The sequence below is a fragment of the Variovorax saccharolyticus genome, assembly GCF_030316765.1.
GTDB classification, from domain to species: domain Bacteria; phylum Pseudomonadota; class Gammaproteobacteria; order Burkholderiales; family Burkholderiaceae_C; genus Variovorax; species Variovorax saccharolyticus.
The window spans coordinates 611,200-637,062 of sequence record NZ_JASZYT010000003.1; the positions used below are offsets into that span (position 1 = coordinate 611,200).

Consider the following 25,863-nt stretch of genomic DNA (forward strand, 5'->3'; position numbering starts at 1 on the left):
CCGCGATCCAAGGGATGAACGCTTCTTCCTCCATTTCCATCATTCCGCCGGGACCGGGCGGCGTGAAGGACTACGCCTCGCTGGTCGGCGCAGCGCTGGACGCCCCGCTGGTCGAGCTGACGCCGCAGACCCCGATCGACGGCTTCGGCGGCCGCGTGCTGCTGGTGCACTTCAGCGGCTACGGCTACCAGAAGCGCGGCGTTCCGTTGTGGCTGGTGCGTGCCGTGCGCGAGATGCGGCCTCGCTTCGACAGCGTCGGTTTCGTCTTTCACGAGCTGTTCGCGGTCGGCCCGCCGTGGCGTTCGGCTTTCTGGCTCAGCGGCATCCAGAAGGTCATTGCACGCGACATGCTGGCGATGGCTGATTTCTGGATCACCAGCCGCGACGACTCGGCGCGCTGGCTGCTCGCGTCGCGGGCCGGGGCCGTGCCGCACCGGGTGCTGCCGATCTTCTCGACCGTGGGCGAGCCCGATGCGATCGCGACCTCCCGCAAGGACGAGATCGTCGTTTTCGGCACCTCGGGCGTGCGGGCGAACGTCTATCAATGGGCCGACGGCGAGATCTTTCGCAGCGCCGAGCGCAAGGGCCTGCAGATCCACGACATCGGCCCGGCCTTCCCGCCCCAGAGTGCGCTGGCCGCCCGCCTGGCAGCCAGCGGCGCCGTGGTCCACGGCAAGCTGCCCGCCGACGAAGTGGACGCCCGCATGGCCGAGGCCCGGTACGGGGCGCTGGCCTATCCGGCCGAGGACGTCGCGAAGAGCAGCGTCTTCGCCGCCTATTGCGCGCACGGGCTCTGCACGATCTTGTTGTCGCCCTCGAACCGGACCAGGGACGGACTGGTCGCCAACCGTCACTACGCCTTCGGATTCGAAGCGCTCGACGATGCAGGAATCAATCCCGCACGCGTCGGCCGGGAGGCGAGGAACTGGTACGAGCCGCATCGGCTGTCGGCGCACCAGGCGGTGCTTCGACAGTTGGCGGCTCAGACGGCGCAGGCCCGCCGCGGCGCGCTGCCGAGCGTCGCCAAGCCGCCGATGCACGGCGTCGGCTCGCCACCATGACGCCCGTGCTCGTCACCCATCCGGGGCTGCAGCATTCGCATCAGCTGGCCCTGGCGCTTCACGAGCGCTCGCTGCTGCAATCGTTCTGGTCGGGCGTGCCGGTGGCCGCAAGAGGCGAACCGGCGCCCTGGTGGATGCCCGAGCAATACCGGCAGAAGATCCGCACCGTCGACATTCCGCGCGCGCTGCGCCGCCACCCGGCGCGTTTCCAGATCGCGATGCGTGCCTCGCAGAAGTTCCACTGGGGCGGCCCGGGCCTGGACGGCGCGCACCGCATCTTCCATTGGTTCGACGCCTGGGCGGCGCGGCAGATCCTCAAGCACAGGCCCAAGGTCGTGGTCGCCTACGAAAATGCGGCCTACCACAGCTTCCAGGCCGCGCGGTCGATCGGCGCGCGCTGCGTGCTGGATGCGGCGGCGTTCCACCACCAGGCGGCCAAGGAGCTCTTCGGCGGCTTCGACACCCCCTACACGCCCGAGATCAACCGTCGCAAGGACGAGGAAGTCCGCCTCGCTGACCTGATCCTCACCTGCTCCCCGCTGGCGGCGGAAAGCTATGTCTCGAACGGCGTCGCCGCGGACAAGCTGCGTCCCGTCCTGCTCGGCGCCGAACCGCCGGCGGACATCCCGGCATGGCAGCCCGGCCCGGGTGCGCCCCGCTTCGTCTTCGCCGGCACGTTGTGCCACCGCAAGGCGGTCGACGTGATCGTCGAGGCCTTCCGCCGCCTGCACGCCGAGGGTCTGCGCTACGACCTGGAGTTCATGGGCGGTGTCGCAGATCCGGCGTTGCTGGCGGCGGTCGAGGCGACGCCCGATGCGCGCCATCGCGCCAACGCACCGCAGCAGACGCTGTATGCGGTGCTGTCGCAGGCCGACTGCCTGCTGCTGCCGTCGCGCTCCGACTCGTTCGGAATGGTGGTCGCCGAGGCGATGGCCTGCGGCACGCCGGCCATCGTGTCGACGCAGACAGGTGCCAAGGCAATGATCGAGAATCACCCGGGCGCCGGCTGGATCGTCGAGCCCGAGGTCGACTCTCTGTATGCCACGGCGCGCCGGTTGATCGAAGAGCCCGGACTGCTGCGCGCCGCACGGCCGGCGGCGCTGCGCGCCGGCCAGACCTTCTCGTGGGCCAGCTACCGGGACCGGGCGGGACAACTGATCGAGGAGTTCGTTCGATGAACAGCACTGCGGCCTCCCTGCCGTTCGACCGGGTTCGCCGGGCTTCGATGAGCCGGGCGGGCTACGCGTTCATCGGGGTGCTGCTCGTCGTCGTGCTCGAGGGCGCCATCCGCAAGTGGGCGGTGTCGTCCGCCACGCTGCCGCTGATCCTGCTGCGCGACGTGCTGGCGGCCTACGTGATCATGTACGCCTGGTCGCACGGGCATCTGAAGCGGCAGCCGGTCGCCACCGCGGTGATGCTCGCATGGTCCTGCCTGGTGGTGGCCTGGGGCCTGATGCAACTCGTGGGCGGCGCGAGTTCGCCCACCATCCTGCTGATCGGCTTGCGCTTCTGGCTCTTCTACGCCTGGTTCGCGGTGGCCGCGGCGGCGTCGATGAACGAGACCGACTACCGGACCGCGGTGCTGGTCGCCGTCGGCTGCCTGGTGCTCATGGCCCCTCTGGCCGTGCTGCAGTACCTGTCGCCACCCAGCGCCCGCATCAACGCCCAGACGGACGGCGGCGACGAGACCACCGTCTTCACCGTGGTCCCGGGCGTGGTCCGCACCACCGGCACCTTCAGCTTCACGCTGGGCTACGCCACCTTCCTGGCGATGGTGGCGCCGCTGGTCTTCGGCGTCGTCGCGGCCCGCAAGCGAACGCGGGCGCAATCGCTGTTCGCCATGGCGGCGCTGGGCGGCTTCGCGGTCGGCAGCCTGGTCAGCGGCTCGCGGGCCGCCGTGCTTTTCGCTGGCGCCATCCTGATGGCCTACTTCCTGGGCCGGCTCTGGCTGGCGCGGGGCAAGGCGCGCGTGCGTGCCGGCGTGACGGTCGTCGTCGGCGTGCTGCTCATTGCGGTGCTGCTCTATGCCTTCAGCGGCGCGATCGAGAACACCAGCCAGCGCTTCGAACAGGCGGCGGCCGACGAGGGTTTCTGGGGCCGGCTGCTCATGACCTTCATCGGCGAGGCCCACGTCTACGACAACTTCAGCTGGCTCGGCCAGGGGATCGGCCTGGGCTCCAACCTGGCGGGCTACGTGCGCACCGGCAGCCAGGCCTTCACGATCGCGGAGATCGAAGCCGGCCGGATCCTGCTGGAAGGCGGCTTGATCGGCTATGCCTTCACGGCGCTGAAGGTGGTCGTCATCGTGGTCTGCATTGGCAAGAGCCTGCGCCTGGCCTACCGGCTGCAATCGCCTTATCCGCTGCTGCTGTGGCTGAGCGTGGCGGTCGCGCTGCTCACCTGGCCGGCCATCGGCCAGCTCTCGGCGCACGGGCTGCTGGGCCTCATCCTGGCCTTCGGATTGCTCGTCTTCAGGCACCCGACGACCGAGTTCTTTCCTCCTCGCAAGCCATCGACGTGAGACTGCTCCACCTGATCCCTTCGGTCGACCCCCGGGGCGGCGGCCCGATCGAAGGCGTGCTGCGCATCCATGAAGCGCTCGTCGGCCTCGGCCACGACAGCGAGTTGCTGAGCCTGGACGACCCATCCTCGGCCAGCGTGCGCGAATGCCCGGCACCGGTCCACGCGCTGGGTCCGTCGCGCACCAGCTACGGCTACACGCCGCTGGTGGTCGAATGGCTGCGCGAACACGCGACCGGCTACGACGCGGTGATCGTCAATGGCCTGTGGCAGTACACCGGCTTTGCCGCGTGGCGCGCCCTGCGCGCATCGCCCACGCCCTACTTCGTCTACACGCACGGCATGCTCGATCCGTGGTTCAAGCGGCGCTATCCGCTGAAGCACCTCAAGAAGTGGCTCTACTGGCCATGGGGCGAGTACCGGGTGCTGCGCGATGCGGCCGCGGTGATCTTCACCTGCGAGGAGGAGCGTCTGCTCGCCCGCCGGTCCTTCTGGCTCTATCGCGCGCGCGAAGTCGTGGGCTCCTACGGCACCTCCGAGCCGCCGTCGGACGCAGCGGCCCTGACCGAAGCCTTCCTGGCCCGGTTTCCCGAGCTTCGGGGCAAGCGGGCGCTGCTCTATCTGGGGCGCATCCACGAGAAGAAGGGCGGCGATCTCCTGGTCGATGCCTTCGCCCGCGTCGCCGGCGCGGAGCCCGACCTGCGGCTCGTGATGGCCGGTCCGGGCGAAGAAGCGCTGGTGCGGCAACTCAAGCACCGCGCCGACGAACTCGGCATCGCGAACCGCATCACCTGGACCGGGATGCTGCAGGGCGACCTCAAGTGGGGCGCCTTTCACGCGGCGGATGTGTTCTGCCTGCCCTCCCACCAGGAGAACTTCGGCATCGCCGTGGTGGAAGCCCTGGCCTGCGGCAAGCCCACCCTGCTGAGCGACAAGGTCAACATCTGGCGCGAGATCGAGCAGGACGGCGCCGGCATCGTGGCCTCCGACACGCTGGCCGGCACGATCGAGACGCTGCAGCGCTGGCTGGCGCTGGCGCCAGCCGAAGCCGACGCGATGCGCACGGCCGCGCGGCGCTCGTTCCGGCAGCGCTTCCAGGTCGGCGAGGTGGCGGAAAAGCTGCTGCGGATCGTCAGCGAGAACGCGCCGGCGCTCGACGCCTCGGCGCCGTCGAAGAAACGCCGGAACGGTACCGGAATGCTGCCCGAGGGCCAATGAAACTTCTCGTCTACGGAATCAATTTCACGCCGGAACTGACCGGCATCGGCAAGTACACAGGCGAGATGGTGGCCTGGCTCGCGGCCAGGGGGCACGAAGTCCGGGTGGTGACGGCACCGCCCTACTATCCGGACTGGGCGGTCTGGCCGGGCTACAAGGGCTCGCGCTACACCCGGGAAGACTGGAACGGCGCCACCGTCTTCCGGACGCCGCTGTGGGTACCGCGCAAGGTGACGGGATTGAAAAGGCTGGTCCACCTGGCCAGCTTCGCGCTGTCCAGCATTCCCGCCCTGCTCGCGCAATGGCGCTGGAAGCCCGACGTGGTGTGGGTCACCGAGCCGCCGCTGTTCTGCACGCCGGCGGCGCTGGCCTTCGCGCGCCTGCGTTCGGCGAAGGCATGGCTGCACATCCAGGACTACGAGGTCGACGCCGCCTTCGAACTGGGCCTGCTCAAGGGGGCTCGCGTGCGCGCCTTCGTCGCCGCCGTCGAACGCGGCCTGATGCGCCGCTTCGACCGCATCTCGACCATTTCCCTGCGCATGATGGAGCGCGCCCGCAGCAAAGGCACCGACGACGCGCGGCTGGTCTCGCTGCCGAACTGGGCCGACGTGAAGGCCGTGCAGCCGCTGCGCACTGCGAGCCCCTATCGCGCCGAACTGGGCATCCGCCCGGATGCAGTGGTGGCCCTCTATTCCGGCAACATGGGTGCCAAGCAGGGCCTCGAACTGCTGGCCGAGATGGCGCATCTGCTGCAAGGGCAGCCCGACCTGGAGTTCGTCTTCTGCGGCAACGGCGCCGGCCGCGCCGACCTGATGCAGCGCTGCGAGAAGCTGGCGAACGTGCGCTTCCTCGACCTGCAGCCGGTCGAGCGCCTGGGCGACCTGCTGGGCCTTGCCGACATCCATCTGCTGCCGCAGCGCGCGGACGCCGCCGATCTCGTGATGCCCTCCAAGCTCACCGGCATGCTCAGCAGCGGCCGCCCGGTGGTCGCCGGCGCGCGGCCCGAAACCGAACTCGGCAAGGTCGCCTCGCAATGCGGCATCGCCGTCGCTCCGGACGACGCCCGCGCTTTTGCCGATGCCGTGCTCAAGCTGGCCTCCGACCCCGCCTTGCGCCGCGACCTGAGCCTGCGCGCCCGCGCCTTCGCCGAAGCCAACTTCGACCGGGACGCCGTCCTGGCGCAGTTCGAGCGCGACCTCCAGGCCGCCTGCCGCAAGAACTGAAAAGGCCGGCGAAACTCTCGACCAGGAAGCCAGCCCGCAAACGGCAAAAAGGCCGGCGAAGCCAGGCCTTTTGTTGGTGAAACACCGCGGAACTGGCTTTGCCAGGCCGCTGGTGTTGCCCCCGGTAGGGGGTGGGCGCCCGGACACGAAGTGCCGGGCAACCTGGGGGGTGAGCCGCCTACTGCTCTTCCGGCAGGATGCTCTCGTAGTTGTAGTTGGTGTAGCGATAGCGCCCGTACTTGTAGGCCGCATAAGCCCTGCGGCTCACGTTCATGCCGTTGAGCAGCACACCGGTGGCCGCCTTGCCGCCCATCACGAGCCGACGGGTGCTCTCCTTGAGTTCGCCCATCGTCGACAGGTCGGCGCGCGCCACCAGCAGCAGGGTGCCGACGTGCGTCGCGATCGTGCTCGTGTCGGCGGCGACCAGCACCGGCGGCGCATCGATGACGACCAGGTCGTATTGCTCCGACAGGCGTTCGAGGTTCGACTTGAAGGAGTCCGACACCAGCAGTTCGGCCGGGTTCGGCGGCAGCTGGCCGGTGGCCAGGAAGTCCAGGCTGGGCACCACCTGACGGTGCACGGTCTGCTGCACCGTCAGGCTGCCGGCGATCAGTTCGGACAGGCCGCCATGGCGCTGCAGGCCGAAATACTGGTGCGTGTGGCCACGGCGCAGGTCGGCGTCGATCAGCAGGGTCCGCCTTCCGGCGGCGGCCATCAGCGCAGCGAAATTGGCGGCAACGAAGCTCTTGCCGACGCCCGGAGTTGGCCCCGTGATCAGCACGCGGTTGTTGGGCGACTCCAGCATCGCGAACTGCATCGCGGTGCGCAGGCTGCGCAGGCTCTCGACCGCGGGGTCGTCGGCCTTCTCGATCGTCAGCAGACGCACGCCGGTGGCGCCGCTCAGGCGCCGGGCCGCGATGGCCTCCTGGGCCGGACTCATCGGAATGGTCGAGAACACCGGCAGGCCGATGTCGGCCTCGACCTCGTGCGGGTCGCGGATGCGCTGCTCGATGAAGGCGTTGCGGATGAAGGCGGCACAAACGCCGAGGAACAGTCCCAGCGCCAGGGCCGCGGCCATCATGACGTTGCGATTCGGCTTGATCGGTCCCAACGGCACCACGGCCTCGTCGAGCACGCGCACGTTGCCGACCTTGCCCTCTTTCACCAGCCGCAGCTGGAGCGAGCTGTTGAGCAGCGATTGATAGAGCTCGGTGTTGACCTTGACGTCGCGCTCCATGCGCACCGCTTCCTGCTGGATCGCGGGCAGGCTCTTGATCCGCGTCTGGATGCCACCCAGATCGGCCCTCAGTGCCGCGATCTGGGCGTCCAGCGTCTGCACCATCGGGTGGCTGGACGTGAAGCGTGCCTCGAGTTCACGCCGGCGCTGCTGGGCGTCCAGCAGCTTGGTCTGCCGATCGACCGACTGCGTGATGATCTGGTTCGCCTCCTCGGTGAAGGACACCATGCCCTTCTGGTTGCGAAAGCGGTTGTAGGTCTCCTCGGCGGCCTCCATCTGGCGCTTGTACTGCGGCAGCTGGACGTCCAGGAAAGCCAGGGTCTTCTGGGCTTCGGCCGCTTTGCGTTCGATGTTCTGCTGGACGTACTGGCCGCCGACCGCATTCAGCACCTGGGCCGCGCGGTAAGGATCGACATCCTGCAGCGTCACGTTGATGATCCCGGACGACTTGGCGCGCTCCCCCAGGCCCAAGCCCGACTGCAGCGACAGGACCGTGGGCAGCCTGGCGACGCGCCGCAGGTTGAACTCGGCGCCCGGCTTGCCGTCCAGCCTGCTCACGACCAGCTCGATGGGCCCCTCGGGCGTCTGCGCCTTCAACGGCGTGCCGACCGAGCCGACCAGTTCCTGGGCCAGCCGCGGCGAACTGAGCGCGAACTGGCCGCCGCCCTTGGCCGTCACCTTGAAGAACGTGCCTTCCATCGACTCGGGGACCTCGAACTCGGCCACCGTGATCTTTTCGGCGCCCGACACGTAGCCGGCGAAACCCATGAAACCCGGGTCCGAAAGGCCGGTCGCGCGCCGCGCCAGCCAGCCGCCGACGTAGGGAACGTAGTTCGGGCTGGCAACGACGTAGAGCTTGATCGCATCGACCGCCTTGCCCAGCACCATGCGCGAACGAATGATCTCGATCTCGGCGTTGGCCGGTGTCTTGAGGTCCACCAGCCCGCCGGCTTCGCTGAGGATGCCCTTGCCGCCGCCGTCGGTGTCCTCGACCTGGATCACCATGTTGGACTCGTAGACCGGGCGCTGCAGGAAGGCGTACACCGCGCCGCCGAGAAACACGACCAGGGTGACTAAGGCAATCAGCCACTTGTTCGCGACCAGCACCTCCAGGTAGTGGCCGAAGTCGAAATCCTCCTCGTCCGCCGTACCGAAGGAACTTGGATTGGATTTGGGAGTGAGAGAGGAATTCATCGACTGGATACTCTTGAAATGCGTTGGAGCCACTGCCGGGTCCCGTCTTCGATGAGCGTCAGGGACCGCTCGAAGGAGGCACGGCCGGCCCGGTAGGGGTCCGGAATGTCCTGATCGCTGAACTCACAAAGACGAAACACCTTGCCGGAGGCAAACAGGTAGCGCTCTTCGACCGCGCGCCGCTGCGCGACGTCCATCACCAGGATCAGGTCGGCACGCTGGCAGGCATCGAGGCTGATCTGCCGCGCCCGGTGCCCGTCGATCGAAATGCCGCGCTGCTGCATCAGCTCACAGGCGATCGCGTCCGCAGGCTCCCCCACCAGGGCGCCGAGGCCGGCCGACGTCACCTGCGCGTTCGGCAGCGCCGCGGCGATCAGGCCTTCGGCCATGGGGCTGCGGCAGATGTTTCCGATGCACACGACGAGAATGTTCCGGATGGTCACTTCGGTTGCGGCTAGCGGCCGGTGGCGGTAGTACCCACGGACTGGTACGTGATCGCCGTGGTGGCGGTCGGCAGGATCAGGTTCAGGACGCGGTTCCACTGCACCAGCGGCACCGGGTCGACGTAGACCACGTCCTTCGGCCTCAGCGGGAAGCCCTCCGCCATCGCGATCGCCGTCGGCGTGCGTGCGTCGAGATGGAAGATCGACTGGCCCTGCGCCTCGTTGCGAATCACGTAGATCTGGCGCGGATTGGCGGTGGTCAGGTTGAGGCCAGCCACTTCGGTCAGGGCATCGGTCAGGCTCAGCCGGCCATTGCGCATCAGCACGCCGGTCTGCGCGGTCGTCTCGCCCATCACGGTGACTTTTCGCTCGTCGCGGCCGCGCGCATAGATCAGGTCGCCGGGGCGCAGCGGAATCCGGCTCGGGTCGATGCCGGCATCGGCCATTGCCATCAGGTCGATGGGGATCGTCTTGCCCTCTCGCGTCAGGTTGATCGCCGAACGGTCTCCGTTCGCAGTCAGCCCGCCGGCGCGATTGAGCGCCTCCGCCAAGGTCATCGGAATGTCGGAGAACAGCATCAACCCGGGCGTGCGAACCTCGCCGTCCATGAAGGCGCGCTTGCTGCGGAAGGCCTGGATGCGGACGAAAAGCTGCGGATCCTTGTAGACGCGGGACAGGCGCTTCACGAGCACGTCCTCGAGTTCCTGGACCGTCATGCCATCGACCTTCAGCGAACCGACATACGGGAAGCTCAGGTAGCCGGTGCTGGAGACGATGAAGCCGGGCGCCGGCGAGACGCTCGCGCCATCCCCGCCGCCGCCGAGGGGACTGGCACTGAACGAGATCTCGGGGTGGTCGTAGACGACGATGCCGATCACGTCGCCCGGACCGATCCGATAGGGTCCGACCGTGCCCATCAACGCCATCACCTCGGGACTGAGCTTGGTCCGACCGACCGCCGCGCGATGCGCTGCGATCAGCGTCGGCGTGATCTCGGTCAAGGCCCCGGCCGGCGGGGGATCGATCTCGGCCGTCGAGAAGCCCGAGGGCGAGACAGCCTGCGCGGCATCATTGCTGGCCGAGCGGAAACCCGGCGCCAGCGGCGCGCAGCCCTGGACCAGCAAGCCCACCGAAGCCAGCAGCACGGCATGTAGTAATAAATGCTTCAATTGCAGCTCCGCATCGTGACCCTGAAATGAATACTTTTGCAAACAGTTACGACTGTACATCATGACAGGGGGCGACTCAAACCCTTTATTGGATTACTGCTTTCGGCTGATAAATACTTCCGCAGAACGCGCAAATAGCACGATTGCGAGCCTTCTGGAAGCAGCAAAAGCCGCAAAGTGACAGACGGACAGGTGCCTGGCGCTACGAATTCAATAGCATCCAGGCCGCATCGGCCAACGCTTTGTCAGGGATTTTCGGTTTGAGCCGCGCGCTTCCAGGCCGCGGAGGCCTGGTCGGCGTCATCGCGCGCTTCGGCCAGTTGGGCCAGGGCCTGCCAGGCCCTGCGATGTAGGTTGGTGTCCTGCAAGCCCAGGCCGGCCTGTGTGAGCAACTGTTGCGCCTTGCCCCACAGCTGCCGCTTCATGCAGGCCATGCCCGCCAGGTACTGGAGATTGGGGTCGCGCGGATTGTTCCGTTGCGCGGATTCGATGCGCGCCAGCCAGTCGGCGTCGACCGAATCGAGGCCGGCCTCCAGGGCCCGCACCAGTTTCACGCGCAGGGATTCGCCCAGGCTCTGCGGCTGCTCGACCATCCGGTCCCAGATCGGCAGCAGCCAGGCGCGCGCCAGCGTGAGGTCGCCGCGCAGCGCCACCATGCGCTGTGCGGCGTGGATCGCGACCTCGGGCATTTCGCGCTCGGAGCTTTCGAACTCGCTCCAGGCACGCAGCAGCTGGGCCGGATCGTGGGCACCCGACAGCAGTTCGGTGGCCAGCCCGCGCACGATGCTCTGCGCCGCGGCATCGGAGAAAGCCCGGTGCTTGGCCAACAGCCGCGCGGTCTCGAGCGCCTCGAGCGTGCGCCGGTCCTGGCGCGCGGCCTTGAGCCGAAGCCGCAAGGCCAGCGTGCGCCGCTGCGCGCCCTGCGGCAGTTCCGCAAGCCGCGCCAGGGCCGCCGGCGCATCGCGGTCGTCGAGCGCCCAGCGGGCGGCACGCAGCTGCACGCCCTCGCGGGTTTCCGGCGCCACCATCGCAGCGCGCTCGGAGCTCTCGTTGAGCGCCTGCTGAAGATGCGCATCGCGCGCCGGCCGATCCTGCAGCGCTTGCGCGCTCTCGGCCGCCAGCAGGTGCGCCAGCACGCGCACCTGGAGCGCCTGCGGCAACCGGGCATCGAGCGCGGCCAGCCGCCGCTCCTGCACCAGCGCCGATTGCGCCGCCTTTCGCGCCCGCGAGAAGCGCCCGGCCAGCAGTTGCGCCGCGGCGTCGAGCAGCGCCGAATGCAGCGCCCGCTCCTTTTGCTGCAGCCGCCATTGGCGCGCCTGCTTGGGCAGCGAGAACAGGGCCGAGAAGCCGCGCAGCGCCAGGTGCAGAAACACGAAGACGGCCAGCAGCAGCACCAGCACCAGGTTCAGCGACAGATCGACCCGCCAGGGCGGCCAGAAGACGGTGATCGTGCCCTGGTTGTTGCCGGCGAACAGCGCCACCGCGGCCGCGATGCCGAACAGGGCGAGGAACCAGAGGACGGCGCGCATGGCTTCGGGCCCGCCCTAGCGCCCCGCCGCCGCCGTGGCGAGCGCGGCCAGCGTCTCGTCGACGCGCGGCGGCTCGCTGGTACGGATCTGAGCCTGCACCTGCTGCACCAGCGTGGCCGCGGCCTGGACCCGGCGCGAAGCCGGATCGAAATAGCGGTTGATCGATGCCGACACCGTGGCCATCTCGCCGCGCGCCGTGTCGACCTGCCTCGACAGCAGGGCCAGGCGGGCATTGAGCAGCTTGAGCTTGAGGTTCTCGCGCAGGAAGAAGGTCTGTTCGGGCGTCAGCAGCACGGCCTCGGGCCGCTCGATGCGGCCGACCCGCAGCAGCGAGCGCGCCTCGGTGCGCACCATCATGAGAAAGCGCTGCCACCAGGGCGCATCGGCAGGCAGGGGCTCGACCTGCCAGGCATCGAGCCCGCCGCCGCGGACGGCGACGGCATTGAGCGCCGGCAGGTCGTCCACCACGCGCATGAGTTCGTCGAGCTTCTGCAGCGCATCGGTGTTGTCGGCGCTGGCGCTGCTGCGCAGGCGATCCGCATCGTGCTGCATGGCGCGCTGCAGCGGCGCCAGCCGCGGCTGCGCGGCGCGCGCGATGCGCAGGTCGCCCGCCTTCAGCGCGGCCAGCAGCGGCTGCACGTTGCCGGTGACCTGTGCCTGCTGCAGCGCCAGCCGCACGGCGGCCTCGATGTCGATCACCAGGTTCTCGTCGCGCGAGCGCGAGAGGCTCTGCATCAGTTCCTCGAGCTGGGAGCGCTGCAGCGCCACCTCGCCGACCCGGGTCTCGGCCAGCGCCAGCCGGGCCGCCGTGTCGCGCACCACTTCCTGCGCCTGGCGCGCCAGGGTGCGGGCCTCCATCGACTGCGCCAGGGCATCGGCGCTCTGCCGCGCCAACTGCTCCTGCATGCCGCTGACTTTCTGCCAGAGCGCCAGGCCGACCAGCAACGCGACGATGGCAATGAGGGCGAGCAGGCCGAAGGCGAGCCGCGAGAGCAGCACCGCCGCGGCCGCGTGGCCGGCCGGCAGGGGGGCCGGCAGCGGTGCGCGCAACGCAGGGTCGGGCAGGGGCTCGTTGAAGACGGGAGCGTCGCTCATGTCAGGGATTCTATCGACGCGACCACCGCCGACAGCGAGGGCCGGCAGACCTGGACGCGGCCGAAACCGGCGGCCCGCGCGGCCTCGGCGATGCGCTCGTGGGTGGCGATCGCGCGCGCCTGCTGCCAGGCCACGTCGGGCAGCAGGCGGCACAGGTTGGCGATCGCCTCCGAGCTGCTGAAGAGCCAGGTCGCGGCACCGCTGGCGCCCTCCGCCGCGAGCCGGAGCTCGGTGTCGCCGAAGGTCGGCGGCAGCCGACGGTAGGCGGCCACCGCATCGCAAATGCCGCCGGCGGACGCGATTTCGCGCGCCAGCCAATCGCGGCCCGTGGCCTGCCCCGCGGCGTCGCCGCCGCGGACGATCAGGACCTTGAAGCCCGGACCCACCTGCGGCGCGACGATGCGCCACAGGCTCTCGGAGTCGAACTGCGGCGCATCGGCCGGTGGCGCGTCGATCGCCGATGCCGGCACGCCGGCCTCGCGCAGGCCACGGACGGTGCCGGGGCCGGTGGCCCAGCAGCGCAGCCGCGCGGGCAGCCGGACATCGATGCCGCGGAAGAAGTTCCGGGCCGCCGCGGCACTGACGAACATCAGCGCGTCGCAGTCGGCCAGCCGCTGCCAGGCGGCGCGCAGCGGCGCCGGATCGTCGAGCGGCGCGATCGCGATCAGCGGCAGCGCCGCCGCCTCCAGGCCGGCCGCACGCAAATCGTCCACCCAGCGTGCGGCTTCCCTGGCCGGTCGTGTGATCAGCAGCATCGGCAAGCGGGATCGCGCCTCATTTCTGCAGCAGCCGCGCCGCCGCTTCGCCCAGGGCGGTGGCCTGCGCCGGATCGCCGGCCTCGGCCACCAGCTGCGCCTGCAGCAGCGGCGCCGTGCCTTCGGGGTCGCCGAGGGCGGCGTCGATGCGCAGCCGGCCGTCGGGCTGCCAGCGCGCGTGCGCGGCCAGCGGCATCGAGCAGCTGCCGCCCATGGCGCGGCTCACGGCGCGTTCGGCCGCGGTCGCGAGAGCGTCGGCCCGGCTGTCCAGGGGCGCCAGCAGCGCCAGCAGGTCGGCACGGTCGGAACGGATCTCGATGCCGAGCGCGCCCTGCCCTGCGGCCGGCAGCATCGTGTCGGGCTCGAAGCACTCGCGGATGCGGTCTTCGAGGCCGAGCCGCTTGAGGCCGGCGGCTGCGAGCACGATGGCGTCGTACTGGCCCTCGTCGAGCTTGCGCAGCCGGGTGTCGAGGTTGCCGCGCAGGGGCTCGATGCGCAGGTCGGGCCTGAGCGCACGCAGGAGCACCACGCGACGCAGGCTCGAGGTGCCGACCACCGCGCCCTGCGGCAGTTCGGCGAGCGAGGCATGGCGGGGCGACACCAGCGCATCGCGCGGGTCCTCGCGCTCGAGCACGCAGGCCAGCATGAAGCCCTCGGGCAGGTCCATCGGCACATCCTTGAGGGAATGCACCGCGATGTCGGCGCGGCCTTCTTCGAGCGCGAGTTCGAGCTCCTTGACGAACAGGCCCTTGCCGCCGACCTTGCTGAGCGAGCGATCGAGGATCTGGTCGCCCCGGGTGGTCATGCCCAGCAGTTCCACCGCATGGCCCTGTTCTTGCAGGAGCGCCTTGACGTGTTCGGCCTGCCACATGGCCAGGCGGCTTTCGCGCGTGGCGATGACGATGTTGCTCAAGACCGTTTTCCGTATGAAAGAGAGACCCGCGGGATGCTAGCATGTTGCGCCGCAGCAACGCAGGCATGTCCCCAGCCCACGAGGAGAAGTTCCGAATGAAGACGAGCCCCGCACCGGTTGCCGCGAAGCGCCGGACCCGTGACGAAGACCTGCCCCTGATCGCCGACATCCGGCTCCTGGGCCGCATCCTGGGCGACGTGATCCGCGAACAGGAGGGAGACGACAGCTACGCGCTGGTGGAGAAGATCCGGACCCTGTCGGTGGCCTTCCGGCGCGATGCCGACCATGCGGCCGACCGGGCCCTCAAGAACCTGCTGAAGGGGCTCAGCGCGGCCGAGACCGTGAGCGTGATCCGCGCCTTCACCTACTTCAGCCACCTGGCCAACCTGGCCGAGGACCGGCACCAGATCCGCCGCCACACCGAGGCCGAGCGCGCCGGCGACAGCGCCGAGGGCAGCCTGGAGATCGCGCTGGCACGCATCCGCAAGGCCGGCATCAAGCCCGAGGCGGTGGTCGAGTCGCTGGCCCACAGCTATGTGTCGCCGGTGCTCACCGCGCACCCGACCGAGGTGCAGCGCAAGAGCATCCTCGATGCCGAGCGCGCCATCGCGCAGCTGCTCACGGCCCGCGACGAGATCGCGCTGCGCCAGCGCGCCTTCGCTGCGGCCAAGGATGCGCTGACGCCGATCGAGTACGCCGACAACGAGCGCCAGCTGCGCACCCGCGTGACCCAGCTGTGGCAGACGCGCCTGCTGCGCTTCTCCAAGCTGACCGTGGCCGACGAGATCGAGAACGCGCTGAGCTACTACGAGGCGACCTTCCTGCGCGAGATCCCGCGGGTCTACGCCGAGCTCGAGAAGGCGCTGGCCCACGGCGGCAGCGTGCCCTCGGTGGCGCCCTTCCTGCGCATGGGCCAGTGGATCGGCGGCGACCGCGACGGCAATCCGAACGTGACCGCCGAGACGCTCGAGTACGCGCTGCGCCGGCAGAGCGAGCTGGCGCTGCGCCACTACCTGACCGAGGTTCACTACCTGGGCGGCGAGCTGTCGCTGTCGGCCACGCTGGTCGACGTCTCGGTCGAGATGCAGGCGCTGGCCGAGCGCTCGCCCGACAAGAACGAGCACCGGGTCGACGAACCCTACCGCCGCGCGCTGACCGGCATCTATTCGCGGCTGGCGGCCACCTTGCGCGAGCTCACGGGCGGCGAGGCGGCGCGCCACGCCGTGAAGCCGCAGAACCCGTACCACACGGCCGAGGAGTTCCTGGCCGACCTGCGCACCATCGAGGAATCGCTGGCCGACAAGCACGGCACCGTGCTGGCGACGCCGCGCCTGCATCCGCTGATCCGCGCGGTCGAGGTGTTCGGCTTCCACCTGGCGACCGTCGACCTGCGCCAGAGCTCGGACAAGCACGAGGCGGTGGTGGCCGAGCTGCTGGCCACCGCGCGCATCGAACCCGGCTACGCCTCGCTGGCCGAGGAAGACAAGCAGGCGCTGCTGCTGCGCCTGCTCGACGATGCCCGGCCGCTGCGGGTGCCCGATGCCGACTACTCGCCGCTGGCCAGCAGCGAGCTCGCGATCTTCGCCGCCGCCCGCACCGCACGCGCGCGCTTCGGCGCCGCGGCGATCCGCCACTACATCATCAGCCACACCGAAACCGTGAGCGACCTGCTTGAAGCTTTCCTGCTCCAGAAGGAAGTGGGCCTGCTGCGCGGCACCCTGGCGGACAACGCCACCTGCGACCTGATCGTCGTGCCCCTGTTCGAAACCATCGAGGACCTGCGCAACGCGGCGCCGATCGTGCGGGCCTTCTACGCGCTGCCGGGCATCCACGCGCTGATCCAGCGCTCGGGCGCCGAGCAGGACGTGATGCTGGGCTACAGCGACAGCAACAAGGACGGCGGCATCTTCACCAGCAACTGGGAGCTGTACCGCGCGGGGCTGGCGCTGGTGGCGCTGTTCGACGACCTCAATGCGCACAGCGGGGTGCCGATCAGCCTGCGGATGTTCCACGGGCGCGGCGGTACCGTGGGGCGCGGCGGCGGCCCGAGCTACCAGGCGATCCTCGCGCAGCCCCCGGGCACCGTGCGCGGCCAGATCCGCCTGACCGAACAGGGCGAGGTGATCGGCTCCAAATACGCCAACAGCGAGATCGGCCGCCGCAACCTCGAGACCCTGGTGGCGGCGACGCTCGAGGCCACGCTGCTGCCGACCGCCAAGGCCGCGCCCGCCACCTTCGTCGCTGCGGCGGCCGAGTTGTCGGCCGCCAGCATGGCGGCCTACCGGGCGCTGGTCTACGAGACGCCGGGCTTCGGCGACTATTTCTTCAGCGCCACGCCGATCCGCGAGATCGCCGAGCTCAACATCGGTTCGCGCCCGGCCTCGCGCAACCCGAGCCGCAGCATCGAGGACCTGCGCGCGGTGCCCTGGAGCTTCAGCTGGGGCCAGTGCCGGCTGACCCTGCCGGGCTGGTACGGCTTCGGCTCGGCGATCGAGCGCTTTCTCGCACAGGCTGCCAACCCGGCCGCGCGCAAGGAGCGGCAGGCGCTGCTGCAGCGGATGTACGCGCAGTGGCCCTTCTTTCGCACCCTGCTGTCGAACATGGACATGGTGCTCGCCAAGAGCGATCTGGCGCTGGCCTCGCGCTACTCGGAGCTCGTGGCCGAGAAGAAGCTGCGGCAGAAGGTGTTCTCGATGATCGAGGCCGAATGGCACCGCACCTCCGACGCGCTGGCGCTGATCACGGGCGCCAAGCAGCGGCTGGAGGGCAATGCCGACATGCAGCGATCGATCCGGCACCGCTTCCCCTACATCGATCCGCTGCACCACCTGCAGGTCGAACTGATGCGACGCTACCGCGCGGGCCAGGTCGACGAGCGGCTGCAGAAGGGCATCCACATGTCGATCAACGGGGTGGCGGCGGGCTTGCGCAACACCGGTTGAGGCACCGGACGGCGAGGCGAGAGCGGGTCCTGTCCGCGATCTCCTACACCCATTCACGGCGAAGCAGATAAAAAAGGCCATCGCGCACGGAGTACCCTGCCCTGACGTTCACAGCTCTCGCAATCGCGCGGCGGCTTCAGGGTCGTTCACAGGAAACTCCGCCATGTCATCCCCGCAATCGCTTGCCCGTTCCCCGATCGACTTCGTCAGCGGTGACTTCGACGCGCTGGCCTTGCACATGCGACATTGCGCGCGCGCCCAGGGGCGATGGTTCGCGGTCCGCAGTCATCTGCAGCAGGTGCGTTCGGTCGCCGCTGGACGCATCGTCACGATGGCCTGCGTGGCCGGCATGCTCGCCATCGGACTGTTCGCGTTCGCTTGAGCGCCGCGGCGGTCGTCGACCGGCTCGACACCCTCAGCCGGTACGCGCGCGAGCTTCTCCTCGGACCGCACGAGCCGGTCGAAGCGCCGATCCGCGCCGAACTGTTCGGCGCCCAGCGCTTCGCGCAGCATGGCCACAGCCTGGCGCGGGCCCAGGTGGTGCAGACCGGGACCTCGCGCGGCGACAGCGCGCCCTTCTTCCCGCGCGTCGACAAGAACCTCGAGTCGCTGCGCAGCGCCTTCGACTACATCGCGCTGATCTCGCAGAGCGGACGCTACGTGACGCCGGCAGCCGAATGGCTGCTCGACAACTTCCACCTCGTGGAGGCGCAGCTGCAGCAGATCCGCGAGGGCGTGCCGCGCCGCTACTACGCACGCCTGCCGAAGCTCGCGGCGGCGCCGCTGGCCGGACTGCCGCGGGTCTACGGCATCGCCTGGGCCTATGTGGCCCACACCGACAGCGTGCTCAACAAGGCGCTGTTCACGGCCTTCCTGGATGCCTACCAGGACATCGACGAACTCACCCTCGGCGAACTGTGGGCGCTGCCGACCACGCTGCGCGTGGTGCTGCTGGAGAACCTGCGCCGCGTGGCCGAGAGCATCGCCGAGAACAAGGTGGCGCGCGAGGTCGCGCATGCGGCCTGGGACGCGGCCGATTCGCTGTCGTCGCACGAGCTCGACGTGCTCCTGCGCGCGCTGCAGAGCCGCGGCATGCAGGACAGCTACCTCACCCAGCTCTGGCAGCGGCTGCCGGTCGAGCACGGCGAGCATCCGCCCGCGCTCGTCAAGTGGTGCGAGCAGCATTGCCCGAACGGCCCGGCGCTGATCGCCGCCGCCCAGACCGCGCAGGCCGCAGCCAACCTCACGGTCGGCAACATCATCACGACGCTGCGGATGATCGGCCAGGTCGACTGGGCCGACCTGATCGAACCCGTGAGCCGCTCGCTGCGGGTGCTGCGCGAGTTGCCGAGCTTCGGCCGCGAGAGCGAGCTCACGCGCCAGCAGATCACGCAGGCGATGGAACAGGTGGCGCGCAGTGCGCGCCGGACCGAGCGCGAGGTGGCCCGGGCCGTGGTCAGCCTGGCGTCGGAGGCGGCCGACGGTGCCACGGGCGGCGAAGACGAGCAGGCCAGCCGCGGGTCGGAGGCCGAACGGACCGCCGGCTACTACCTGTTCGGTGAAGGCCGCCCGGCCTTGGTCTCCGCGCTGGCGCCGGCACGCGCCGATGGCAGGGCCAGCGCGGCGCGGCGACGCCGCCTGTCCGGCAACTGGCGCCTTGCGATCTACGCGATGGCCATCACCGCCGGCACCGCGCTGCTGCTGGCCGCCGCGGTGCATGGCCTGAACCGCAATGGCTGGCCGGCCGGCTGGACCTCGGTGGTGGCCCTGGTGCTGCTCGCGTGGCCGCTGTCCGAGGCGGTGATCGCGCTGGTGCACCGCATCGTCGCCGAATCGACCCGGGTCCGGGCCCTGCCCCGGCTCGAGTTCGCGGACGGCATTCCGCAGGCGCACCGGGTGCTGGTCGTGGTGCCCTCGATGTCGAGCTCGATCGAGGCCAACGCCCAGCTGGCCCGGCGGCTCGAGCTGCACTGGCTCGCGAACCGGGAGGAGCAGGCCCAGTTCGCGCTGCTGACCGACTGGACCGATGCCGACCAGGCCTCGATGCCCGGCGATTCGCTGCTGCTCGACGACGCCCTGCGCCGGATCGCCGCCCTCAACGACACCTACCCTGCCCCGGGCCCCCACCCGCGCTTCCTGCTGCTGCACAGGCCGCGCAGCTGGTCCGAGACCGAGCAGCGCTGGATGGGCTGGGAGCGCAAGCGCGGCAAGCTCGAAATGCTGCTGCGCCTGCTCGCCACCGGTGACGCCAGCGGCTTCGTGCCGCAAGCCGCCGGCGCCGGGCTGGCGGCCCGCATTCCCTACGTGATGACGCTCGACAGCGACACCGGACTACCTGCCGGCACGCTGCGCGAACTGGTGGCGGTGGCGGCGCACCCGCTGAACGCGCCGCAGATCGATGCCGCGGGCGGCCGCGTCGCGGCCGGCTTCGGCATCTTCCAGCCCCGCATCGTGACGCCGTTTCCGGAGCGCCACGAGCGTTCGCTGTTCCACTGGATGTTCGCCGGCCAGTGCGGGCTCGACCCCTACAGCAACAGCGCCTCCGACATCTACCAGGACGTCTTCGGCACCGGCTCCTTCACCGGCAAGGGGCTGCTCGACGTGCAGGCCGTGCACGCCACGCTCGACCGCCGGCTGCCCGAGGGCGCGGTGCTCAGCCACGACCTGCTCGAAGGCGTGGTCGCGCGCTGTGCGGTGGTGGGCGACCTGACACTGGTCGAGGACCATCCGCACCACGCCGGGGTCGCTGCCTCGCGCGTGCACCGCTGGACCCGCGGCGACTGGCAGCTGCTGCCACTGATGCTGCGCCCGCGGCGCTTCGGCATCGATGTGCTGGGCCTCTGGAAGATGAGCGACAACCTGCGGCGCGCACTGGTGGTGCCGGCCTCCGCCGCCCTGCTCGCCTGGGTCGTCTTCACGGATTCGCTGCCGCTGTCGTGGGCGCTCGCCGCCGTCGCCGCGGCCCTGGTGCTCGGCCCGCTGCTGGGCGCGCTGGCAGGGCTGGTGCCGACGCGACGCTCGATCGAGCTGCCGCATTTCTTCGATGTCGGCGCCGCCGAGCTGCTGCGTGCGCTGGCCGGCGCCGGCTGGCAGTTCGTGCAGCTGGCGGCGCAGGCGCGGCTGCTGCTCGATGCCAGCGCACGGGCGATCTGGCGCTTGCTGGCCAGCCGCAGGCACCTGCTCGAATGGACCACCGCCGATCAGGCCCAGGCGCAGGCGCGCTATGCACTGGGCGACTTCGTGCGCGGCTCGGCGCTCGCCAGCACGGCCTGCTTCGCACTCGCGCTGGCATCGCTCTGGAGTCCGCATCCCTGGCTCGGCGCCTCGCTCTTCATGCTGTGGGCCCTGGCACCGGTCGCGGCCTGGTGGAGCAGCCGCACACCGGCCGGCCCCGCGAACCCGCTCGACAGCGAGCACCAGCGCTACCTCGAGACCTTGGCGCGCGACTGCTGGCGCTTCTTCGAGCACGTCGTCGGCCCCGATGACAACCACCTGCCGCCCGACAACCTGCAGTTCGAGCCCGAGCCGGCCGTCGCGCACCGCACCTCGCCGACCAACATCGGCATGTACCTGCTGGCCTGCTGCTGCGCGCGCGAGTTCGGCTGGATCGGCACGCCGGCGCTGGGCGGCCGGCTGACCGCCACGCTCGATGCCATCGACCGGCTCGACAAGCACCAGGGCCATCTCTACAACTGGTACGACACCCGCAGCCTGCAGAAGCTGCCGCCGGCCTACGTGTCCAGCGTCGACAGCGGCAACCTCGCCGGCCACCTGATCGCGGTGGCGCAGGCCTGCCGCAGCTTCGCCGCCGAAAGCAGCGACGCCGCGGCCGGCGCGATGCTCGAAGCGCTGGCGCAACGCTGCGAGACCCTCTGCGCCGGAATGGACTTCAGCGGCCTCTACGACAGCAAGCGCCACCTGTTCCATATCGGGCTCAGGGTCGACGACAACCTGCTCGATGCCAGCTACTACGACCTGCTGGCCTCGGAATCGCGCCTGCTGAGCTTCCTCGCGATCGCCAAGGGCGACGTGCCGCGGCGCCATTGGATGGCGCTCGGCCGCCCCTTCATGTCGGTCGGCGTACGACCCGGACTCAAGTCCTGGTCGGGCTCGATGTTCGAGTACCTGATGCCGACGCTGGTCATGGCCGAGCCGGCGGGCGGCCTGCTCGAGGTCGCGATGCGCGCCGCGATCGCGGAACAGCAGGCCTTCGGCAGCGCGCAGAACCTGCCCTGGGGCGTCTCCGAATCCGCCTACTTCGCGCAGGACCACTCGCTGGCCTACCAGTACTCGCCCTTCGGCGTGCCGCGGCTCGCGCTGCGCCGCACGCCGCCGGCCGATCGCGTGGTGGCCCCCTATGCCAGCGCGATGGCGGCGGCGATCGTGCCGGCCGACGCCATCGCCAACCTGCTGCGGCTCGAAGCGCTCGGGGCGCGCGGAGAGTTCGGCTTCTACGACGCGATCGACTTCACGGTCTCGCGCCAGCCCGAAGGCCAGGCCTTCACCGTGGTGCGCAACGTGATGGCACACCACCAGGGCATGTCGCTCGTGGCGCTGTGCAACACGATGCGCGGCGACGCGCCGCGCCGCTGGTTCGGCAGCGCACCGCTGGTGCAGGCGCACGCCTCGCTGCTGCACGAGCGCACGCCGCGGCAGATCATCGGCAACGCCGATCCCCGCACCCCGCCCGAGCCTGCCACCGGCGAGGCGGCACCGGTGTTCCAGCCGCGCACGGTCGATCCGATGGTCGCCGGCTTCCAGCCGACCCATCTGCTGTCGAACGGCCGCTACACGGTGGCGTTGCGCGCCAACGGCGCCGGCGTCAGCCGATGGCGCTCGTTCAATGTCAGCCGCTGGCGCGACGACCCGCTGCGCGACGGCTACGGCACCTTCTTCTATGTGCGCGACACGCAGACCCACGCGCTCAGCTCGCTGACCGCGCTGCCGGCGCCCGGCCCCGACTGGCGCTACAGCACGCGCTTCCTGGCCGACCAGGTGCAGTTCGAAGCCGCCGGCCCGGGGCTGCAGGCGCGCACCACCGTGCTCATCAGCCCGGAGGACGACACCGAACTGCGCACGGTCGAACTGCACAACACCGGCAGCCAGACCCGTACGCTCGAGCTGATCTCGTACTTCGAGCCGGTGCTGTCGAACCCGAAGGCCGACGAGGCCCATCCGGCCTTCGCCAACCTGTTCGTCGACAGCCGCTGGGAGCCGGGCTGGCGCGCGCTGCTGATGGCACGCAAGCCGCGCCTGCACGGCGACCCGGTGGTGGCCGCCGCGCACTTCGTCGCCGCGGTCGATGCGCAGGTGCTGGCCGTGGCCTGCATGACCGACCGCCGCGCCTTCATCGGGCGCAACCGGACGCTGGCCGATCCCGCACTGGACGCCCAGCCGTTGGCGGCCGGCGGCACGCCGGTCAACGGGCTCGATCCGATCGCCTGCCTGCGCGTCACGCTGTCGATCGCGCCCGGCGCCAGCGCGCGCCTGACTTTCGCGACCGCGGCCGGCGACAGCATCGAGGCCCTGATGCCCTCCATCGACCGCTACCTGCAGCCGATGCACGTGGAGCGCGCGACCCGCATGGCGGCCACGCTGGCGCAGGTGCGGCTGCGCGACCTCAGCATCGACCCGGCGAAGAATCTCGCGCTGCAGGACCTCACGACCATCCTGACCTACACCACGCCGCGCACCATGCGCGACCGCGGCCTGATCGACCTGCGCCAGATCTGGCGCTTCGGCATCTCGGGCGACAAGCCGATCGTGCTCGTGATGATCCATTCGATGGCCGGCAAGGGCCTGGTCGACACGCTGTTGCGGGCCCAGCCCTGGTGGGGCTTCGGCGGCGTCGCCTGCGACCTGGTGGTGATCAACGGCGAGCCGCACTCCTACCTGATGCCGCTGCAGCGCGAGATCGAGGCGCTGCGCAGCCGGGTCGCCCAGCAGACGCAGAACAGCTTTCCGCGCAACGACGCGGCCGGCTTCTACCTGCTGCGCGATGCCGAGCTGACGCCGGCCGAGAAGGCGGCGCTGTCGAGCCTGGCGCGGGCGGTGTTCACCGCCGACGGACGAACGCTGGAGGCCCAGGTGGCGGCGCTGCGCGAATCGGCGGGCGCATCCGAAAGCGCGGCCGCGACCCCGCAAGCGGCCATCGCAAGGCTTCCGGCTCCGGCGCCCGCGGCCGGCACGGCGACCACGCCGCAAGGCAGCTTCGATGCGCAGAGCGGCGAGTTCCGCTTCGAGGTCGATGCCGATCGCCGCAGCGCGCGGCCCTGGGTCAACGTCATCGCCAACGCCGGCTTCGGCTTCCAGGTCTCCGAATCGGGCTCCGGCTACACCTGGGCCGCCAACAGCCGGCTGCACCAGGTCACGCCCTGGTCCAACGATCCGGTGCAGGACCCGGCCTTCGAGCACTACCTGCTGCAGGATCTCGACAGCCGCGAACTGCTGCCGCTGACCCCGGCCGGCCGGGGCGGCGCTGCCGCCAGTCACCGCGTGCGGCACGGCCAGGGCTACACGGTGTTCGAATGCCTGCACCGCAGCGTGGTGCTCGAGACCACCTTCTTCGTCGACCGCGACGAACGCATCAAGCTGGTGCAGGTGAAGCTGCGCAACGAAGGCGTCGCTGCGCGCCGGCTGCGCGCCCTCGCCATGGTCGAGTGGCAGCTCGGCGCGGCGCGCGGCGAACGGCGAACGGTCCACACCTGGAAGTCCGAAGAGCTGCCGGCGGTGTTCGGCCAGCAGCGCGAGTCGAGCGCCGGCTTCGGCGGCAGCACCGCCTTCGTCGCCATCGGCGGCCTGGGCGGCGCCACCCAATGGACCTGCGACCGCAGCGAGTTCTTCGCCGGCCACGGCCGCATCGAGTTGCCCGACGGCCTGGCCGGGCGCGCGGGCAGCGGCCTCGATGCCTGCGCCGCCGTAGCGGGCGAGTTCAGCCTGGCGGCCGGCGCGAGCGCCAGCTTCTGCTTCATGCTGGGGCATGCCGACGACGCCGATGCCGCGCTGCGGATGGCGCGCCACTGGCAGCAGCGCGATATCGACGAGGCCCTGGCGCAGGCGCGCGGCTTCTGGGACGAATTGCTGGGCCGGCTGCAGGTGCGCACGCCCGACCCGCTGTTCGACGCGATGGTGAACCGCTGGCTGACGTACCAGACCCTGTCCTGCAGGCTCTGGGCCAAGGCCGGCTTCTACCAGGCCGGCGGCGCCTTCGGCTTTCGCGACCAGCTGCAGGACGCGATGGCCTTCGCGCTGACCGACCCGGCGCGCCTGCGCGAGCAGATCCTCGTCAATGCGGCGCGCCAGTTCCCCGAGGGCGACGTCCAGCACTGGTGGCACATGCCGGGCGGCGCCGGGGTGCGCACCCATTTCTCGGACGACCTGCTGTGGCTGCCCTATGCCGCGGCCCACTACGTGGAGGTCAGCGCGGACCGCTCGGTGCTCGACGAGCGGGTGCCCTTCCTCGAGGGTCCCGGAATCGCCGATGGCGCCGAGGATGCCTACTACCCGCCGCGCATCAGCGAGCAGAGCGCGAGCGTGTACGAGCATGGCGCCCGCGCCATCGACAAGAGCCTGGCGACCGGCGCGCACGGCCTGCCGCTGATGGGCACCGGCGACTGGAACGACGGCATGAACCGGGTCGGCCACGAAGGCCGCGGCGAGTCGGTCTGGCTGGCCTGGTTCCTGTGCAGCGTGGTCGAGCGCTTCGCGCCCTTCGCCCTGGCACGCGGCGAGGGCGCGCGCGCCAGGCGCTGGCTGGACGCCCGCCAGGGATGGATCACCGCGCTGCACGCCGCCGGCTGGGACGGGGCCTGGTTCCGGCGCGCCTTTTTCGACAACGGCGCCCCGCTGGGCTCGTCGATCAACCACGAATGCGCCATCGACCTGATCGCGCAGGCGTGGTCGGTGCTCTCGGGCGCCTCGAACGACGCACACACCGGGCCCGCGCTGGCCTCGATGAACGCGCATCTGCACGACCAGCGCCTGGGCCTGATGAAGCTGCTCGATCCGCCACTGGCGCATTCGACGAACAACCCCGGCTACATCCAGGCCTATCCGCCCGGCGTGCGCGAGAACGGCGGCCAGTACGCGCATGCGGCCGTCTGGGCGCTGATGGCGCAGGCGCTGCACGGCGACATCGAAGGCGCATGGCAGACCTTCGAGGGCTTGAGCCCGGCACACCGGTCGCGCCATCCCGAGCGCGGCCCGGCCTACGAGATCGAGCCCTACGTGATGGCGGGCGACGTCTACAGCGCCGCGCCCTACGCGGGGCGCGGCGGCTGGAGCTGGTACACCGGCTCGGCCGCATGGCTGCAGCGGGCGGCCGTCGAGACCCTGCTGGGCCTCTCGGTGCGCGGCGACCAGCTGGCCGTGACGCCGCGCGTGCCTTCGCACTGGCCGGGTTTCGAGATCGCGCTGCGGCTGGCGGGCAAGCGCTTCACGCTGCGCCACGGACAGGCGGGCGCCGAGCCGGCGACGCACCGGGCGGCGGTCGGCGAATGGGTGATCTGGCGGATGTGGCCGGATGGCGCGATCGTGCAGATCGGCCCGCTGCGCTGAATGAAGCG

15 protein-coding genes are annotated in these 25,863 nt (G+C 70.2%); 8 read left to right on the forward strand and 7 right to left on the reverse strand.

Annotation, left to right across the window (positions count from 1 at the left end):
* The first annotated feature begins 14 nt into the window (after window positions 1-14).
* The 5 genes from QTI45_RS13520 to QTI45_RS13540 are packed head-to-tail and all read left to right on the forward strand — an operon-like array spanning window position 15 to window position 6,022.
* Window positions 15-1,061, forward strand: coding sequence for a hypothetical protein (locus QTI45_RS13520; protein ID WP_286368359.1), 1,047 nt, complete (start codon window positions 15-17; stop codon window positions 1,059-1,061).
* The gene (locus QTI45_RS13525) at window positions 1,058-2,239 is read left to right on the forward strand and encodes a glycosyltransferase family 4 protein (protein ID WP_286368358.1); all 1,182 of its coding nucleotides are present in this window, start codon (window positions 1,058-1,060) and stop codon (window positions 2,237-2,239) included. The genes QTI45_RS13520 and QTI45_RS13525 overlap by 4 nt, the downstream gene beginning before the upstream one ends.
* Complete coding sequence (locus QTI45_RS13530; RefSeq protein WP_286368357.1) at window positions 2,236-3,582, forward strand: O-antigen ligase family protein; 1,347 nt, start codon at window positions 2,236-2,238, stop codon at window positions 3,580-3,582. The genes QTI45_RS13525 and QTI45_RS13530 overlap by 4 nt, the downstream gene beginning before the upstream one ends.
* The gene (locus QTI45_RS13535) at window positions 3,579-4,799 is read left to right on the forward strand and encodes a glycosyltransferase (protein ID WP_286368356.1); all 1,221 of its coding nucleotides are present in this window, start codon (window positions 3,579-3,581) and stop codon (window positions 4,797-4,799) included. The genes QTI45_RS13530 and QTI45_RS13535 overlap by 4 nt, the downstream gene beginning before the upstream one ends.
* A complete protein-coding gene (locus tag QTI45_RS13540; protein WP_286368355.1) occupies window positions 4,796-6,022 on the forward strand; it encodes a glycosyltransferase WbuB in 1,227 nt (408 codons plus the stop codon). The genes QTI45_RS13535 and QTI45_RS13540 overlap by 4 nt, the downstream gene beginning before the upstream one ends.
* Window positions 6,023-6,200: 178 nt before the next feature.
* On the opposite strand, the gene QTI45_RS13545 is transcribed toward QTI45_RS13540, so the two are convergent.
* From QTI45_RS13545 to hemC, 7 genes are all read right to left on the reverse strand, one after another.
* Entirely contained in the window at window positions 6,201-8,453 is a 2,253-nt protein-coding gene (locus QTI45_RS13545) for a polysaccharide biosynthesis tyrosine autokinase (protein WP_286368354.1), read from the reverse strand.
* The gene (locus tag QTI45_RS13550; RefSeq protein WP_286368786.1) at window positions 8,450-8,890 is read right to left on the reverse strand and encodes a low molecular weight protein-tyrosine-phosphatase; all 441 of its coding nucleotides are present in this window, start codon (window positions 8,888-8,890) and stop codon (window positions 8,450-8,452) included. Before QTI45_RS13550 ends, QTI45_RS13545 begins: the two co-directional genes overlap by 4 nt.
* A gap of 17 nt (window positions 8,891-8,907) precedes the next feature.
* Window positions 8,908-10,065, reverse strand: coding sequence for a polysaccharide biosynthesis/export family protein (locus QTI45_RS13555; protein ID WP_286368353.1), 1,158 nt, complete (start codon window positions 10,063-10,065; stop codon window positions 8,908-8,910).
* Window positions 10,066-10,310: 245 nt separating this feature from the next.
* The gene (locus QTI45_RS13560; RefSeq protein WP_286368352.1) at window positions 10,311-11,594 is read right to left on the reverse strand and encodes a heme biosynthesis protein HemY; all 1,284 of its coding nucleotides are present in this window, start codon (window positions 11,592-11,594) and stop codon (window positions 10,311-10,313) included.
* Window positions 11,595-11,609: 15 nt separating this feature from the next.
* A complete protein-coding gene (locus tag QTI45_RS13565; protein ID WP_286368351.1) occupies window positions 11,610-12,689 on the reverse strand; it encodes a uroporphyrinogen-III C-methyltransferase in 1,080 nt (359 codons plus the stop codon).
* Window positions 12,686-13,444, reverse strand: coding sequence for a uroporphyrinogen-III synthase (locus QTI45_RS13570; protein WP_286368350.1), 759 nt, complete (start codon window positions 13,442-13,444; stop codon window positions 12,686-12,688). Before QTI45_RS13570 ends, QTI45_RS13565 begins: the two co-directional genes overlap by 4 nt.
* Window positions 13,445-13,463: 19 nt before the next feature.
* Window positions 13,464-14,357: a hydroxymethylbilane synthase gene (gene hemC, locus QTI45_RS13575; protein ID WP_286368349.1), complete on the reverse strand. Its 894-nt coding sequence runs from the start codon at window positions 14,355-14,357 to the stop codon at window positions 13,464-13,466.
* Between the two features lie 95 nt (window positions 14,358-14,452).
* Here hemC and ppc point away from each other — a divergent pair, with 95 nt between their 5' ends.
* The 3 genes from ppc to QTI45_RS13590 all read left to right on the forward strand — a co-directional run bounded on the left by ppc (window position 14,453) and on the right by QTI45_RS13590 (window position 25,855).
* Window positions 14,453-17,299 carry a phosphoenolpyruvate carboxylase gene (gene ppc, locus QTI45_RS13580; protein ID WP_286368348.1) on the forward strand — a complete coding sequence of 949 codons (2,847 nt, stop codon included), beginning with the start codon at window positions 14,453-14,455 and terminating at the stop codon, window positions 17,297-17,299.
* A gap of 163 nt (window positions 17,300-17,462) precedes the next feature.
* Window positions 17,463-17,681 carry a hypothetical protein gene (locus QTI45_RS13585; protein ID WP_286368347.1) on the forward strand — a complete coding sequence of 73 codons (219 nt, stop codon included), beginning with the start codon at window positions 17,463-17,465 and terminating at the stop codon, window positions 17,679-17,681.
* On the forward strand, window positions 17,678-25,855 hold the full coding sequence (locus QTI45_RS13590) for a glycoside hydrolase family 94 protein (RefSeq protein WP_286368346.1): 8,178 nt from the start codon (window positions 17,678-17,680) through the stop codon (window positions 25,853-25,855). Before QTI45_RS13585 ends, QTI45_RS13590 begins: the two co-directional genes overlap by 4 nt.
* Window positions 25,856-25,863: the final 8 nt, after the last annotated feature.